The sequence below is a fragment of the Croceibacterium aestuarii genome (assembly GCF_030657335.1).
In the GTDB taxonomy this organism is placed as follows: Bacteria; Pseudomonadota; Alphaproteobacteria; order Sphingomonadales; family Sphingomonadaceae; genus Croceibacterium_B; species Croceibacterium_B aestuarii.
Genome location: NZ_CP131039.1, coordinates 1,971,750 through 1,985,019 on the forward strand (window position 1 = coordinate 1,971,750; position 13,270 = coordinate 1,985,019).

At 64.6% G+C, this 13,270-nt stretch carries 12 protein-coding genes and 1 tRNA gene; 4 read left to right on the forward strand and 9 right to left on the reverse strand.

Annotation, left to right across the window (positions count from 1 at the left end; translation table 11 throughout):
- The first annotated feature begins 1 nt into the window (after position 1).
- Both putP and Q7I88_RS09735 read left to right on the forward strand, forming a co-directional pair.
- Positions 2–1,486 (forward strand): sodium/proline symporter PutP, encoded by a 1,485-nt coding sequence (gene putP, locus Q7I88_RS09730; RefSeq protein ID WP_305098593.1) that lies wholly within the window; start codon positions 2–4, stop codon positions 1,484–1,486.
- Positions 1,470–2,684: an FAD-dependent oxidoreductase gene (locus tag Q7I88_RS09735; protein ID WP_305095724.1), complete on the forward strand. Its 1,215-nt coding sequence runs from the start codon at positions 1,470–1,472 to the stop codon at positions 2,682–2,684. The genes putP and Q7I88_RS09735 overlap by 17 nt, the downstream gene beginning before the upstream one ends.
- Here Q7I88_RS09735 and Q7I88_RS09740 read toward each other — a convergent pair.
- The 7 genes from Q7I88_RS09740 to cpdR all read right to left on the reverse strand — a co-directional run bounded on the left by Q7I88_RS09740 (position 2,681) and on the right by cpdR (position 9,009).
- The gene (locus Q7I88_RS09740) at positions 2,681–4,291 is read right to left on the reverse strand and encodes a bifunctional GNAT family N-acetyltransferase/carbon-nitrogen hydrolase family protein (RefSeq protein ID WP_305095725.1); all 1,611 of its coding nucleotides are present in this window, start codon (positions 4,289–4,291) and stop codon (positions 2,681–2,683) included. The two genes, Q7I88_RS09735 and Q7I88_RS09740, sit on opposite strands and share 4 nt — an antisense overlap.
- A gap of 10 nt (positions 4,292–4,301) precedes the next feature.
- A complete protein-coding gene (locus tag Q7I88_RS09745; RefSeq protein ID WP_305095726.1) occupies positions 4,302–5,525 on the reverse strand; it encodes an NADP-dependent isocitrate dehydrogenase in 1,224 nt (407 codons plus the stop codon).
- Positions 5,526–5,601: 76 nt separating this feature from the next.
- Positions 5,602–6,678, reverse strand: coding sequence for an NAD(P)/FAD-dependent oxidoreductase (locus tag Q7I88_RS09750; protein ID WP_305095727.1), 1,077 nt, complete (start codon positions 6,676–6,678; stop codon positions 5,602–5,604).
- Positions 6,675–7,361, reverse strand: a complete 687-nt coding sequence (locus Q7I88_RS09755; protein ID WP_305095728.1) for a methyltransferase domain-containing protein — start codon at positions 7,359–7,361, stop codon at positions 6,675–6,677. The genes Q7I88_RS09750 and Q7I88_RS09755 overlap by 4 nt, the downstream gene beginning before the upstream one ends.
- Positions 7,351–8,421: a type III polyketide synthase gene (locus Q7I88_RS09760; RefSeq protein ID WP_305095729.1), complete on the reverse strand. Its 1,071-nt coding sequence runs from the start codon at positions 8,419–8,421 to the stop codon at positions 7,351–7,353. The genes Q7I88_RS09755 and Q7I88_RS09760 overlap by 11 nt, the downstream gene beginning before the upstream one ends.
- A gap of 86 nt (positions 8,422–8,507) precedes the next feature.
- Positions 8,508–8,582 (reverse strand) — tRNA-Val (locus Q7I88_RS09765).
- 52 nt (positions 8,583–8,634) lie between these two features.
- The gene (cpdR, locus tag Q7I88_RS09770; RefSeq protein WP_305095730.1) at positions 8,635–9,009 is read right to left on the reverse strand and encodes a cell cycle two-component system response regulator CpdR; all 375 of its coding nucleotides are present in this window, start codon (positions 9,007–9,009) and stop codon (positions 8,635–8,637) included.
- Between the two features lie 115 nt (positions 9,010–9,124).
- Between cpdR and Q7I88_RS09775 the strand changes: the two genes are divergently transcribed.
- Positions 9,125–10,069, forward strand: a complete 945-nt coding sequence (locus tag Q7I88_RS09775) for an N-formylglutamate amidohydrolase (protein ID WP_439648334.1) — start codon at positions 9,125–9,127, stop codon at positions 10,067–10,069.
- 173 nt (positions 10,070–10,242) lie between these two features.
- On the opposite strand, the gene Q7I88_RS09780 is transcribed toward Q7I88_RS09775, so the two are convergent.
- Together Q7I88_RS09780 and Q7I88_RS09785 are read right to left on the reverse strand one after the other, a co-directional pair.
- Complete coding sequence (locus Q7I88_RS09780) at positions 10,243–11,046, reverse strand: SapC family protein (protein ID WP_305095732.1); 804 nt, start codon at positions 11,044–11,046, stop codon at positions 10,243–10,245.
- A gap of 64 nt (positions 11,047–11,110) precedes the next feature.
- A complete protein-coding gene (locus Q7I88_RS09785; RefSeq protein WP_305095733.1) occupies positions 11,111–12,559 on the reverse strand; it encodes an FAD-binding oxidoreductase in 1,449 nt (482 codons plus the stop codon).
- Between the two features lie 127 nt (positions 12,560–12,686).
- Between Q7I88_RS09785 and Q7I88_RS09790 the strand changes: the two genes are divergently transcribed.
- The gene (locus Q7I88_RS09790) at positions 12,687–13,256 is read left to right on the forward strand and encodes a hypothetical protein (protein ID WP_305095734.1); all 570 of its coding nucleotides are present in this window, start codon (positions 12,687–12,689) and stop codon (positions 13,254–13,256) included.
- The last annotated feature ends 14 nt before the right edge of the window (positions 13,257–13,270 follow it).

A 13,270-nucleotide genomic window follows, 5' to 3' on the forward strand; every position in this document is an offset into this window, starting at 1 on the left:
TATGCAGACAGGCACGCTCGTTTCACTCGCCCTTTATTTCGTCCTCATGCTCGCCATCGGGCTCTATGCCTGGCGCAAGTCGACCTCCGACAGCGAGGGGTATCTCCTCGGCGGGCGCAACCTCCATCCGGCGGTAGCGGCGCTTTCGGCCGGTGCTTCCGACATGTCGGGCTGGCTGCTGCTCGGTTTGCCCGGAGCGCTCTACGTATCGGGCCTGGTCTCGGCGTGGATCGGCATCGGTCTGTTCATCGGTGCGCTGGTCAACTGGATCGTCGTTGCCCCGCGCCTGCGCGAGCAGACGGTTCAATACGGCAACGCCCTGACGATACCCGAATTCCTCGCCAATCGCTTCCCCGACAAGGCCATTGCGCTGCGGGTCACCTCGGCCGTCATCGTGGTGGTGTTCTTCACCGTCTACAGCGCAGCCGGCCTCGTCGGCGGCGGCAAGCTGTTTTCGACCAGCTTTATCGACGGGAGGATGTTCGGGATGGATCCCTACCTTGCCGGCGTGTGGCTCACCGCCGTTGTGGTGCTGGCCTACACGATGGTGGGCGGATTCCTCGCCGTCAGCCTGACCGATTTCGTCCAGGGCTGCATCATGGTCGTGGCGCTGGTCATGATGCCGGTGGTCGTCATTTCAAACCAGGGCGGCCTCGGCGAGGTCGGCGCGATCCTGCGCGCGGCCGATCCGCAATTCCTCGACTGGTTCACCGGGATGACCGCGATCGGCTTCCTGTCCGCCATCGCCTGGGGACTGGGCTATTTCGGCCAGCCGCACATCATCGTGCGCTTCATGGCGGTTCGCAAAGGCGGCGTTCCTGCGGCGCGCAACATCGGCATGACGTGGATGCTCGTTTCGCTGATCGGCGCCCTCGGAGTCGGCCTGGCCGGTCGGGCTCACGTGCTGGCCAATCCCGGCATCACGCTCGAGGATCCGGAGACGATCTTCATCCTCATGGCCAACACGCTGTTCCACCCGCTCATAACCGGTTTCCTGCTGGCGGCGCTGCTGGCGGCGATCATGAGCACGATCAGTTCGCAGTTGCTGGTCTCGTCCAGCTCGCTGGCAGAAGATTTCTATCGCCTCTTCCTGCGCAAGCAGGCCAGCGAGCGAGAAATCGTCAACGTCGGCCGCGTGAGTGTGCTGCTTGTCTCGCTGGCAGCCATTTGGATCGCGAGCGATCCGGACAGCAAGGTGCTTGGTCTCGTTTCGAACGCGTGGGCAGGCTTTGGGGCCGCGTTCGGACCACTCATCGTTCTGTCGCTGACGTGGAAGCGCATGACCGGCGCGGGCGCCGTGGCAGGCCTCGTCGTGGGCGCGGCCGTGGTTATCGCATGGATTGCTGCGGGTTGGGGCGACAGCTTTCTCGGCGGTCCCGGTGTCTACGAGATCATCCCCGGCTTCATCGCTTCCTGGCTTACTATCTGGCTGGTAAGCCGGGCGACGTCGGATGCCCACGGAGCGGAGAATGCCCAGCTCGCCTAACGATGTACTCATAGTCGGCGGCGGACCGGCCGGCATGATGGCCGGGTTCCTTCTGGCCCGCGCCGGCGTCGCGGTAACGGTGCTGGAAAAGCACGCCGACTTCTTTCGCGATTTCCGCGGCGACACCGTCCACCCTTCGACCATGCAAATCCTCGACGAGCTGGGGCTGCTCGAACGCTTCCTGCGCCGCCCGCACAACCGCATCGACCACGCCGAGATCTGGTACAACGAACGCAAGCTGACCATCGGCGACCTGTCGCACCTGCACATGCCGGCCCCGTTCATCGCGATGATGCCGCAGTGGGACTTTCTCGACTTCCTGCGCGACGAGGCGGCCGCCTTTTCATCGTTCTCGCTGCGTATGGAGGCCGAGGCGGTCGACCTGGTCGAAGAGGATGGACGTTACGTAGGCGTAACCCTCGGCTCGGGCGAAGTCCTGCGCGCCGACAAGCTCGTGCTGCGCTGCGACGGGCGAGATTCGAAGGTTCGGCAAGTCCTCCCGCTGGAGAACCTCGGCGTGCCGATCGACGTGTTCTGGTTTGCCGTTCCGAAATCCCAGCCCGGCACCGCGCTGCGCGGCGTCATTCGCGGCTACCGCTTGTTCGTTCTGATCGACCGTGGTGACTACTGGCAGTGCGCCGCGGTTATCGCCAAGGGCGGGGCCGAACAGGTCAAGGCGCGCGGCATCGAAAAATTCCGCGAGGACGTGCTGACGGCCTTGCCGGAACTCGACAACGTCGACGAGGTGCTGCCCGACTGGGATGCGGTCAAGCTCCTGTCGGTTTCGCTCGACCGGCTTACCGAATGGTCGCGACCGGGCCTGCTGGCAATCGGCGACGCGGCGCACGCGATGAGCCCGGTGGGCGGCATCGGCATCAACCTCGCGATCCAGGACGCCGTGGCGACGGCCAATATCCTCGCCGCCTCGCTGGCCCGCGGCGAAAATGTCGACTCCCTCCTACCCACGGTCGAGAAGCGCCGACTCTGGCCGACGCGGGTAATCCAGGGCGCGCAGCGGCAAGCGCATGAGCGCGTGCTGCAACCGCTCGTCGAAGGCAGGAACACGGTCCCGCTCGAGCCACCCCTGCTGCTCAAGCTGCTCGACCGCTTCCCGCTGCTGCGCCGAATACCCGGTCACTTCATCGGCCACGGCGTTCGCCAGGAACACGTCCGCTCCCCCGTCGCGCTGCGAAGCTAGCCTCCGCCAGGCCCACCCTTGTGCAGCGGGGCGGGGCCGTCGGGCCGGTCTCCACCGGCAGACCCCTCGTCCCATTCGATGTGGTAGAGGTCGAAGCGGCGGTCGGCGAGGTTGCGCACGGTTCCCTCGGCGCGGGCCCAGCTGAGATCGGCCAGGTTTACGTCGCTAATGGTCAGGGTCTCGACGTTCTCGCTCGCTTCGGCGGCGATGCCGTCGCGGGCGAAAGGGAAGTCGCAGGGGGTCAGGATGCAGCTCTGGGCGTACTGAATGTCCATGTTGGCGACGTTGGGCAGGTTGCCGACGTTGCCGCTCATGACCACGAAACACTGGTTCTCGATCGCCCGCGCCGCGCAGCAATAGCGCACCCGCATATAACCCTGACGGCTGTCGGTGCAGAACGGCACGAAGATGATCCGCGCGCCTTCGTCCGCAAGCCGCCGGCTCAGTTCGGGGAATTCGGCGTCGTAACAGATCTGCACCCCGATCGGTCCGCAGTCGGTCTGAATGACGTCGATCGAATCTCCGCCCCGGATGTTCCACCAGTAGGCTTCGTTGGGGGTGGGGTGGATCTTTTCCTGCTCGTGGATCGATCCGTCGCGCAGGCAGACGTAGGCCACGTTGTGGATATCGCCGTCTTCCATCTGCGTGGGATGCGAGCCGCCGATGATATTGATGTTGTAGCGCAGCGCCATCTCGCTCAGCGCCTTGCGAATGCGCGGTGTGTAGCGGCTCAGTGCCTCTATGCCCTCGATAGGGTTGAGCTCCTTCTCCTCCGCGCTCAGCAACATAAGCGTGAACATCTCGGGAAAGAGGATGAAGTCGGCCTCGTAATCCGCTGCAACATCTACGAAATAATCTACGTGGCCGATGAATTCGTCGAAATTCTTAACTGCCCGGGCCTGGAGCTGGCAGGTGGCGATGCGCACGCTCTCCACCCCGCGCGGGACGCGAAACTTGGCGCTTTCCTCCTGGTCGACGAAGGGATTGCGCCAGACCATTTGCACGGCGTGACCGCGCGAACGAACGTCTTCGGGCAAGTATTTCTCGAGGATTCCGATCGGCTCGAACCCGTTGGCCAGCTGAAAACGCAGGACCGGGTCATGCAGCTTTCCGGCGACGACCTGGTCGAGATAATCCTGCGGACTGTCGACCCGCCGCCAGAAGCGCTTGAGATTGGGCATGCGTCCGCCGAAGACGATGCCCTTGAGTTCGAGATGCTCTGCGAGCTTGCGCCGCTCCTCGTATAGCCTCCGGCCTATGCGCGTGCCTCGCACTTTCGGGTCGACGCACATCTCGTAGCCATAGAGGAAGTCGCCTGTGGGGTCGTGCCGGCTTCCGTAGCCGTTGCCGGTGATCTCGTCCCAAGTGTGCGGTTTCAGCGCCTTGTCGCCCGCTATGCGCATGGACGCGCAATAGCCTATGGTCTTGTCGTCGAGCACGGCGACAAAGCAGCCATCCGGGAAGTTGTTCAACTGCCCGCGGATTTCGCGCAGGGTGTAAGGCTCGAACTCGCCGTAGACCCGCTTCGCCAGCGCGGCGATCGCTCGCGCGTCGGACGGTTTGGCCTGCCTGACTTCGAGCCGCGCCTTGGCTTTCCGGTCAGCCATCAGTGCGGCTTTACGCCCAGCTCGCCATCTCCGTCTCGAGATTCTCGACGATGGCTTCGAAGAACTGTTCGGTGGTCATCCACGGCTGGTCCGGGCCGATCAGCAGCGCCAGGTCCTTGGTCATCTTGCCGTTCTCGACGGTGTCGACGCAGACCTTCTCGAGCGTTTCGGCAAAGCGCACCACGTCGGGCGTGTTGTCGAACCGGCCGCGATAGATCAGCCCGCGGGTCCAGGCGAAGATGCTGGCGATCGGGTTGGTGCTGGTCGCCTTGCCCTGCTCGTGCTGGCGATAGTGGCGCGTCACCGTGCCGTGCGCAGCTTCGGCCTCGACCGTCTTGCCGTCGGGGGTCATCAGCACCGAGGTCATCAGTCCGAGCGAGCCGAAGCCCTGCGCCACGACGTCCGACTGCACGTCGCCGTCGTAGTTCTTGCAGGCCCAGATGAACTTGCCGCTCCACTTGAGTGCGGCGGCGACCATGTCGTCGATCAGACGATGTTCGTAAGTGATCTTGGCTTCGGCAAACTTCTCTTTGAAGCCCTCGGTGTCGAACACTTCCTGGAACAGGTCCTTAAATCGCCCGTCATAGGCCTTGATGATGGTGTTCTTGGTGCTGAGGTAGACCGGCCAGCCGCGATCGAGGCCATAGTTGAAGCTGGCGCGGGCGAAATCGCGGATCGAATCGTCGAGATTGTACATCGCCATGGCCACGCCCGGGGCCTGGAACTGATAGACTTCGCGGTCGATCGTCTTGCCGTCGTCCCCCTCGAAGATCAGGCGTAGCTTGCCCGGGCCGGGGACGAGAAAGTCGGTGGCGCGGTACTGGTCGCCGAAGGCATGGCGCCCGACGACGATGGGATCCGTCCAGCCGGGCACGAGGCGCGGCACGTTGTCGATCACGATCGGCTCGCGGAAGATCGTACCGCCCAGGATATTTCGGATCGTCCCGTTGGGCGAGCGGTACATGTGCTTGAGATGGAATTCCTCGACCCGCGCCTCGTCGGGCGTGATCGTCGCGCACTTCACGCCGACGCCGTACTTCTTGATCGCCTCGGCGGCGTCGACGGTGATCTGGTCGTCGGTCTCGTCGCGCTTCTGGATCGAGAGATCGTAATACTTGAGATCGACATCGAGGTAGGGCTGGATCAGCCGCTCGCGGATCCACTGCCAGATGATCCGCGTCATCTCGTCGCCGTCGATTTCCACGATCGGGTTCGCAACCTTGATCTTCGCCATGCGGTGTCCTGTCGTCTGCAATTAAGGGAGTTCGCCGCGCTCGTAACGGGCAGGCCCGGGGAGTGCAAGGCGGCCCTTAGGCAAGTCGCGTTGCGAGGATCACTTTCTCCAGGAGCGAAGGGGCGAAACGAACTGCGGACAGCGCAGCGGATGCCATTGCGGGACGCTCCGCCACTTGCCACGCGGCGCCTGCCCAGCGGATCGGTCCGGTCACGGCGCTATGGAAATCGGCCTGGAACGTGGTCGAAGCCCGCGGGCCGCCCGTCAGCCAGGCCTTGGCGGCCGCCATTCCGCTGGCCACGGCGATATCGATGCCTTCGCCGGCGAGCGAAGGGATGACCGCGCACTGATCGCCCACGCGGAACACTCCGGGGCGCGTTTCGGCAGTGGACCAGCCGTATGGCACGGCGCCGATGGTATCGATCTGGGCCTCGGCCCAGTGCGGTTCAAGCCGCAAGCCGAAATGCGGATGCGTGCGGGCTAGCCCCCCCAGCAATGCGCGCGGATCGCCGCCGTGCGCTGCGAACAGCGACTTGCGCAGCGCCATGCAGATGTTGGCTGCCCCGTCCTCCTGCAAGACGATTCCGGCATAACCGCCGGGGAACAGGTGTAGTTCGATACGGCCAGCGAGACGACGGGCGAGTCCGGCCGATGGCTGGATGCGTAAGCGCAGGCCCAGCGCAGGGTCGGCCGCCTCGCGCGGACGTCCGCTGCCGCGCACGTCGTGTTTGCCACTGGCGAGGAACAGGGCGCTGGCCGTGCGGTGGCTGCTGCGGCCGTGAAGTTCGAGGCCATCGACCTCTCGAATCGTGTCGACCTCAAGTGTCGAGCCCGCTTCGCTGGCCAGTGCGCGCAGGCGCGTGTCGAGCGCGTGACGCGAAAGACCCCAACAGGGCTGTGACAGGGTCACGTTCACCGATCTGCCCGGGCCGTAGAGCATCAGCGTGTCGACCCGGTGGGCGCCGAGCTCCTCGGGGCTGCAACCGAGCTGGCCGAGGCGCTGCGCGGTACGCCAGCTGAGAAAGCCGCCGCACAGCGCGTCGCCCGGCCGGGCGTTCCGGTCGATCAGAACCGGCTTGCCGCCACCACGGCCAAGTTCGATGGCTGCAGCGCACCCGGCCGGCCCGGCTCCCAGCACGACGACCTCGCTCATTGCAGCTGCTCGACGCAGAGGCGAAACGGAAACAACCGACTGACTTTCGCGCCATCGACCCCCGCTTCAGCGAGGATCGGCGGCCATTCGTCCGGCCGGTAGCTGCGCGCAATTGAGGTCTTGCCGTCGAGCCGGACGATCCGATGCCAGCCCATGGCGCGGGCCAGAATGGGGTAACCGAGCCAGGCGAAACCGTGACGGTGGAGATCGTTGATGAACCATCCGTCCCGCGCCTCGCGGTCCATGAAGCGCAGGAAAGCAACGAGCTGCTCGTGGCTCATGTGGTGCGCCACCAGGCTCGAGATGATGCAGTCAAACCCCTGGCCGCCCAGCGAAGCGTAATCGCCGGTCAGGTAGGCAATCGGATCGCCGGGCGAGGGCGAGCGTTCCGCGGCTGCCTTGCTCCGAGGGTTGAGGTCGATCCCCGTCAAGTGGGCGCGGATTCCTCGCCGCCTGGCCCAGCGCGCCACCTGGCGCAGCATATCGCCGTCGCCGAAGCCGACATCGAGGAGCGAGAACTCGCTCCGATTGCCAACGGCACGAGCGACAAAGTCGAGGGTCGGGCGGTGGGCGAAAGTTGCCCTGTTGACCTTGGCGAGGTCGGCAAGCACTGCGTGATATGTCGCGGCGTCGAGCGCCGGGTCGTCCATCAGCTCTTCGGCTTGCAGCCGCTCAGCAAGCATCGCCGTCGGTCCAGCCGAAGCGGAAACCTTCCATCGCCAGTCCCGGCCCGAAGGCCAGCACGACGCCCCGGTCCGGATGGCGGGGCAGGACTTGCTCGAGAACGAAAAGCACCGTCGAGGACGACATGTTTCCGTAGTTGCGCAGGACGGCACGCGATTCGGTCAGGGCTTGTGCGGGCAGGTCGAAGGCCCTTTCCACCGCGTCGAGGATCGATGCGCCGCCCGGATGAACTGCCCAGGCATCGATATCGGCAGCCTCGCCGCCATCGACAATACGGCTTGCCAGATCGGGATCGGCCAGCGCTTGGCTCAACCGGCGCGGAACAGCGCCGGAGAGGTTCATCAGGAATCCGGTATCGCCGATCGTCCAGGTTATCAGGTCGCTGCTTTCCTGGAGAGTGGCCGAGAGGCCTTCGCCGATGGCCAGCCCCGGACCCTCGCATGAGATGATCGCCGCGGCGGCCCCGTCGCTGAACTGGGCCATTGCCAGCGTCGCCTCGAGATCGGCTTCCTGCTGCAGATGCAGGCTGCATAATTCGACCGTCACGACGAGCACCTTCGCGCCCGGATTGGCCCGAGCCAGATGCCCACCGGTGCGTAGCGCTGTCGCCCCGGCATAGCAGCCCATAAAGCCGATCAGCGTGCGCTCGACGTCTCCCGCCAAGCCAAGTTCGCGGGCGATGATCTGATCGACGCCCGGGGCGATGAAACCGGTGCAGCTGGCGAGCACTAGATGCGTGACGCCGTCGATGTCGGGAAGCTTGCGGATTGCCGCCAGCGCAAGCGGGGGAGCCTCGCGGGCATAGATTGCCATGCGCTGCGCCGTCGTCGGGCTCGCGCCGCTGCTGTAGACGCCGCCGGGCGAGAGGTCGGCGGCCTCGCCGAGAACCGACCATCGGTGTTCGATGCCCGATCGTTCGGCCATGCGGTCGAAAAGCTTCGCATCGCGCTTGTCGGTCAGGATTTCGCCCGCCCAGCGCCGATAGGTCTCTTCAACGTCCTGCGTGGGGCAGGCGCTAGCGATCGCGTTGATCCGCGCTCCCGGAATTTGTGCTGGCATTCACCTGCTAACGGTCGAGGGGGACTTTGGTGGCAGTAGCATAAAGAAAAAGCGCCGCTCGCGCGACGCTTCCTCCACTTGCCCGATGGTGGGCGTACCAAGGTTCGAACTTGGGACCCCTGCGATGTCAACACAGTGCTCTACCACTGAGCTATACGCCCGTACCATCGGGAGGCGCGCCAATAGCCTCGCCTCGGTGCGGTGGCAAGTGGGTTAGAGAGAAACGCTCTGTGCGTCTTCGAACATGCGCTCCACTTCGAGCACGAGATCGCGAAGATGGAACGGTTTCGAGAGGACTTTCGCCTGAGGAGCAGTGCGATTCGGGCGTAGAGAGACGGCGGCAAAGCCGGTGATGAACATCACTTTCGTACGGGGGCTGACTTCCGAGCAGCGCTGCGCCAGTTCGATGCCATCCATTTCCGGCATCACGATATCGGACAGCAGGAGGTCGAATTCGCCATCTTCGAGCAAAGGGAGCGCCATAGTTCCGCGGTCCACCGCGTAGACTTCGTAACCCGCGTTTTCGAGCGCCCGGGAGAGATAGGCGCGCATCGCCTGATCGTCTTCGGCTAACAAGATGCGGATCATTCGACTGGCCTCCGTTTCAGGCCGGTCCCTTAGCGCGGGGCCGTTAAGAATCCTTCCAGCAAATCCCAGGTGACCAGCTTTGACACAGCCTCATACGCCGGGCAGCTAGGTGTGGATGATCGATTCGACAGAGGACTCCGCGGATTTGCCCCTTGCAGGGTACGGCGCGATTCCCGGCGCCCCGAGTCGACCAACCTTTTCGCTCCTTCGTCGCAACCCTTCGCCGATTCCCGTCTTCATCGCCGTTCCCCACGCGGGACGTAGTTACCCGCGCGCGTTACTCGCCCAGATGCGTGACCCGGTCGGGGTCGGGATTCGGCTCGAGGACCGTCATGTCGACCTGATTGCCCGCGAAATGGCGCGCGCTACAGGGGCGGGTTTGCTCGTCGCCCATGCTCCGCGGGCAATGATCGACCTCAACCGGGCGCCCGACGAAATGGATTGGGACATGCTGGCCAGCGGGCGTCCAGACGGCTGCGGCTCGATCCGAGTCTCACGCCGTGCGCGCGGCGGACTCGGCTTGGTCCCGCGCCGGCTGCCGGGGACGGGCGAGATTTGGAAGCAGCGGCTGACCAACCAGGATTTCCAGCGCCGCATCGAAGAAATCCACGTGCCCTACCATGCCGCCCTGACAGACGAACTTACGACGTTGCAGCTCCGCTGGGGGCAGGCCTTGTTGATCGACCTGCATTCGATGCCCCCGCTGTCGACCGTGCGAGATCGCCATCAGGCGGCCGAGTTCGTAATTGGAGATCGCTTCGGCAGCTCATGTTCTGGCGCGTTGTGTGCCGCGGCTTTCGGTCACTTTGCCGGCGCCGGCCGCCGTGCAGCGCACAACAGGCCCTACGCGGGCGGCTATGTGCTCGATCGCCACGCAGCGCCGACTCGCGGAATACATGCGATACAAGTGGAAGTGTGCCGCGGAGCATATCTCGATGCCGAACTGCGCGAGCCCGGCCCGGGGTTTGCCGCCACCTGCGCATTGCTGACCGGGTTGGTGCGCCGGCTCGCGGACGAAATGGGCATGCTCGGTCAGCCGGCGAGTCTCGCGGCCGAGTGACCGGCAAGAAAAAACCACCTCGTGCATTACGCACGAGGTGGCCAAGGTTCAGGGAGGAGGCGCACCGAAGTGCACCTATCCGAACAGGCCATGAGGGAAGCGCTATCCGGACCTTGTCAATCTAGGTTTGCAAGCCCTTGGGTTCAAGGGTGCAAAAGTCGCAAATTGTCGCGTCAGACGGAAGCTTCGACGTCCGCCGTCCGGGCGTCGCCAGCGGCGGATTTCGGCTCCCAGCCCTGTTCGACCTGCTTCGCAAAAATCACCCGCATGCGGTCGAGCGAAAACAGATGGGCGTAGATCAGTGGCAGAAGGCCGTTCTGGTTCCAGGTCCGCAGCTGGTCGCCGCGCAGTTCGCGTAGCTTGTCCTGGTCGACCATCATGAAGCCGCGGTAGACGTAGGGCCGATCAGGTTCCTCGTTGCGCTGGATCGAAACCTCGCCCTGCATCAGCAAGTCGGTCTTCTTGAGTTCCTCGATAAAATTCCGCGTGCGCAGGCCCGCTTCCTCGAACGACTGATTGAACTGCAGCAGTCCCTGGGTGTGCTCGGTCGCGGTTTCACCGTCGAAGAGGGCCACCCCCTCGTCGCCTTCGGCGACAAGGTCGCTGCTAGGGTCGAAGCACAGCGACATGTTTTCCGAATTCGCATCGAGCCGCGCGAGCAGGAATGGGTAACGCCGAATGTAGGCCGGGATGTAGACCGGTTCGCGGACCGTGCCATCGTCCTCGAAAAAAGTGTTGAGCCCTTCGTTGAGGCCCATGAGCGCCAGCGGTACCGGGTTATCGCCCTGAGAGAAGACGATCGGGAAGTCGCGCGACGCCAGGACGAACTCGTCGCTGGTCAGCGGAATGGCGTGCTGCTTGGCGACCCACGGCGCCTTGTCGGTCGACTTGGCGCGATATTTGCCGTGATCGCGGCTGTTGAGCGGCGTGAGATCGTTGTAGAAAAGGGGCAGTTGCGGTTGCGGCGCGCTGGCCATCGTTCTCTCCGGAAAAGCTGCTTGGTGCGGCCCTTTGCGGGCCCGGCGGTACGAACCGCGCGCTTTAGTGACTCCCCGCGCCGGGTGCAAGCGGCACGAGTTTGCCGGGGTTGAGCAACCCTTGCGGATCGAGCGCCTGCTTTATCGCGCGCATCAGCGCCAGTTGCACCGGATCTCCCAACCTGCCGAACTCGTCGCGCTTGAGCTGGCCGATGCCGTGTTCGGCGCTGATCGAACCGTGCCAGGCGGTCACAAGCTCGTAGACTTCGGCGCTGATCTTCTTGCCGTCGCCCGTCAGCCATGCGTGCGGAGCAACGCCCGGCGGGGCAATGACGTGAAAATGGACATTGCCGTCGCCGAGATGCCCGAACGCCAGCGCCTCGGTACCGGGCCATTTCTCCTCCAGATGAGGCACGGCGAATTCCACGAATTCAGGCATCCGATCCACCGGAACCGAAATGTCATGTTGCACAGCGGGCCCTTTTTCGCGCTCTGCGGGCGCAATGGAATCGCGCAGCAGCCAGAAATCTTCGGCCTGACGTTCGTTCGCGGCAATGACCGCATCTTCGAGTAACCCGGCCTCGAAGGCGCTCGACAGCATGTCTTCCGCCAGGCCGCCGATGCGGTCCGTGTCGCCGCGTTCGGCAACCAGTTCGATCAGCGTGTGCCAGGCGTGGGGTTCCGCCAGGGGTTCGCGTGCGTCGGGCAGGTGCCGCACGACATCGCCCAGTGTTTTGGCGGGGATGACCTCGAAGCCTTCGAGCGCATCACCCGCCACGTTCTGGCAATGCAGCAAAAGCTTCCGGGCCGCGGGCAAGGATGACACCCCGGCCCAGACAACCCGCCGCTCGCCGATAGCCGGCAACAGCTTGAGCGTTGCCGCGGTCACGATCCCCAGCGTGCCTTCGGAGCCGATGAGCAATTGCTTGAGGTCGAAACCGCGATTGTCCTTCTTGAGCGCTGGAAGCGCGTTGAAGACCGACCCGTCGGCCAGCACCGCCTCGATGCCCAGCACCTGCGCGCGCATCGAACCATGGCGCAGCACCTGCGTCCCGCCTGCGTTGGTCGAAACCAGGCCGCCGATGGTTGCCGAACCCTTGCCGCCCAAGGTGAGAGGAAAGCGCAGACCTTCCGCCTCCGCCGCCTCGTGCAAGGTTTGGAGAATGACCCCCGCCTCGCAGACCGCCTCGCGGGCTTCCGTATCCAGGCGGCGAATGGCGTTCATCCGGCGCAGCGACAGCAGGATGGCGTTGCCCGAGCCGTCGGGCGTGGCGCCGCCGCACATGCCGGTATTGCCGCCCTGCGCGACGATCGGCACTCCGTGAGCGGCGCACAGCTTCACGAGCGCGGACACCTCTTCGGTCGACGCCGGGGAGGCAAGGGCCATGGCCTCGCCCGTGAACCTGCCGCGCCAGTCGGTCAGCCAGGGGGCCATGATATCCGGATCGCGGGTCAGGCCGCGCGGGCCGAGGAGGTCGGCCGCTTCGGCGAGGAATGGGTCTGATGTGCTCACCCGGCTCCTTTGGCAAAGGCGCGGGCGGTTTGCAAAACGCAATCTGAGGGTTAAGCCGCTATTCAAGCGATCGTCGTAAGGGGGAAAGCGCGCGGCTCGCCGGGTCGCATGTCATAACGATTGTTCGATGATCAGCCTTACCGCCCTTTTGTCCACCTTTGCTCTCGCCGCGCCGCCGTTCGCGCCGCCGCCGCTGCTGCGCGCCGAGGTGACGCACGAGGTTAGGCCTGGCGATGCGTCTTCGGCTGTGGGCATGCAGAGCCTGCCGGCACCTTTCCTCGTGATCGAGCGGACCCTGCGCCCGCAAGGTCAATACCAGGTCCGGATCGAGGAGCGCGTCATCATCCGCATCGCCCCGAGCCCGCCGGCGACCCGTGAGAGGATGCTCTCGACCCTCCCGCGCCGATCGATGGAAACGCGCTATCAGGAAGTGAAGCTCGACAGCTGCGTCCCCATCCAGAGTATCGCGGGGGTCGCCCCGGTACAGAGCAACCGCCTTCTGCTGTTCATGCGCGATCATCGCGTTCTCAGTGCAGCGCTCGATCGAGCGTGCGACGCTCAGGCCTTTTACTCGGGCTTCTATGTCGAGCGTAGCAGCGACGGAATGCTCTGCTCCGGCCGGGACCAGCTGCAGTCGCGGGCCGGCAGCAGCTGTGAAGTGGCGCAGTTCAATCGGCTTGTCGCCGTCAAGGACTGAGCCGCATTCCTTGA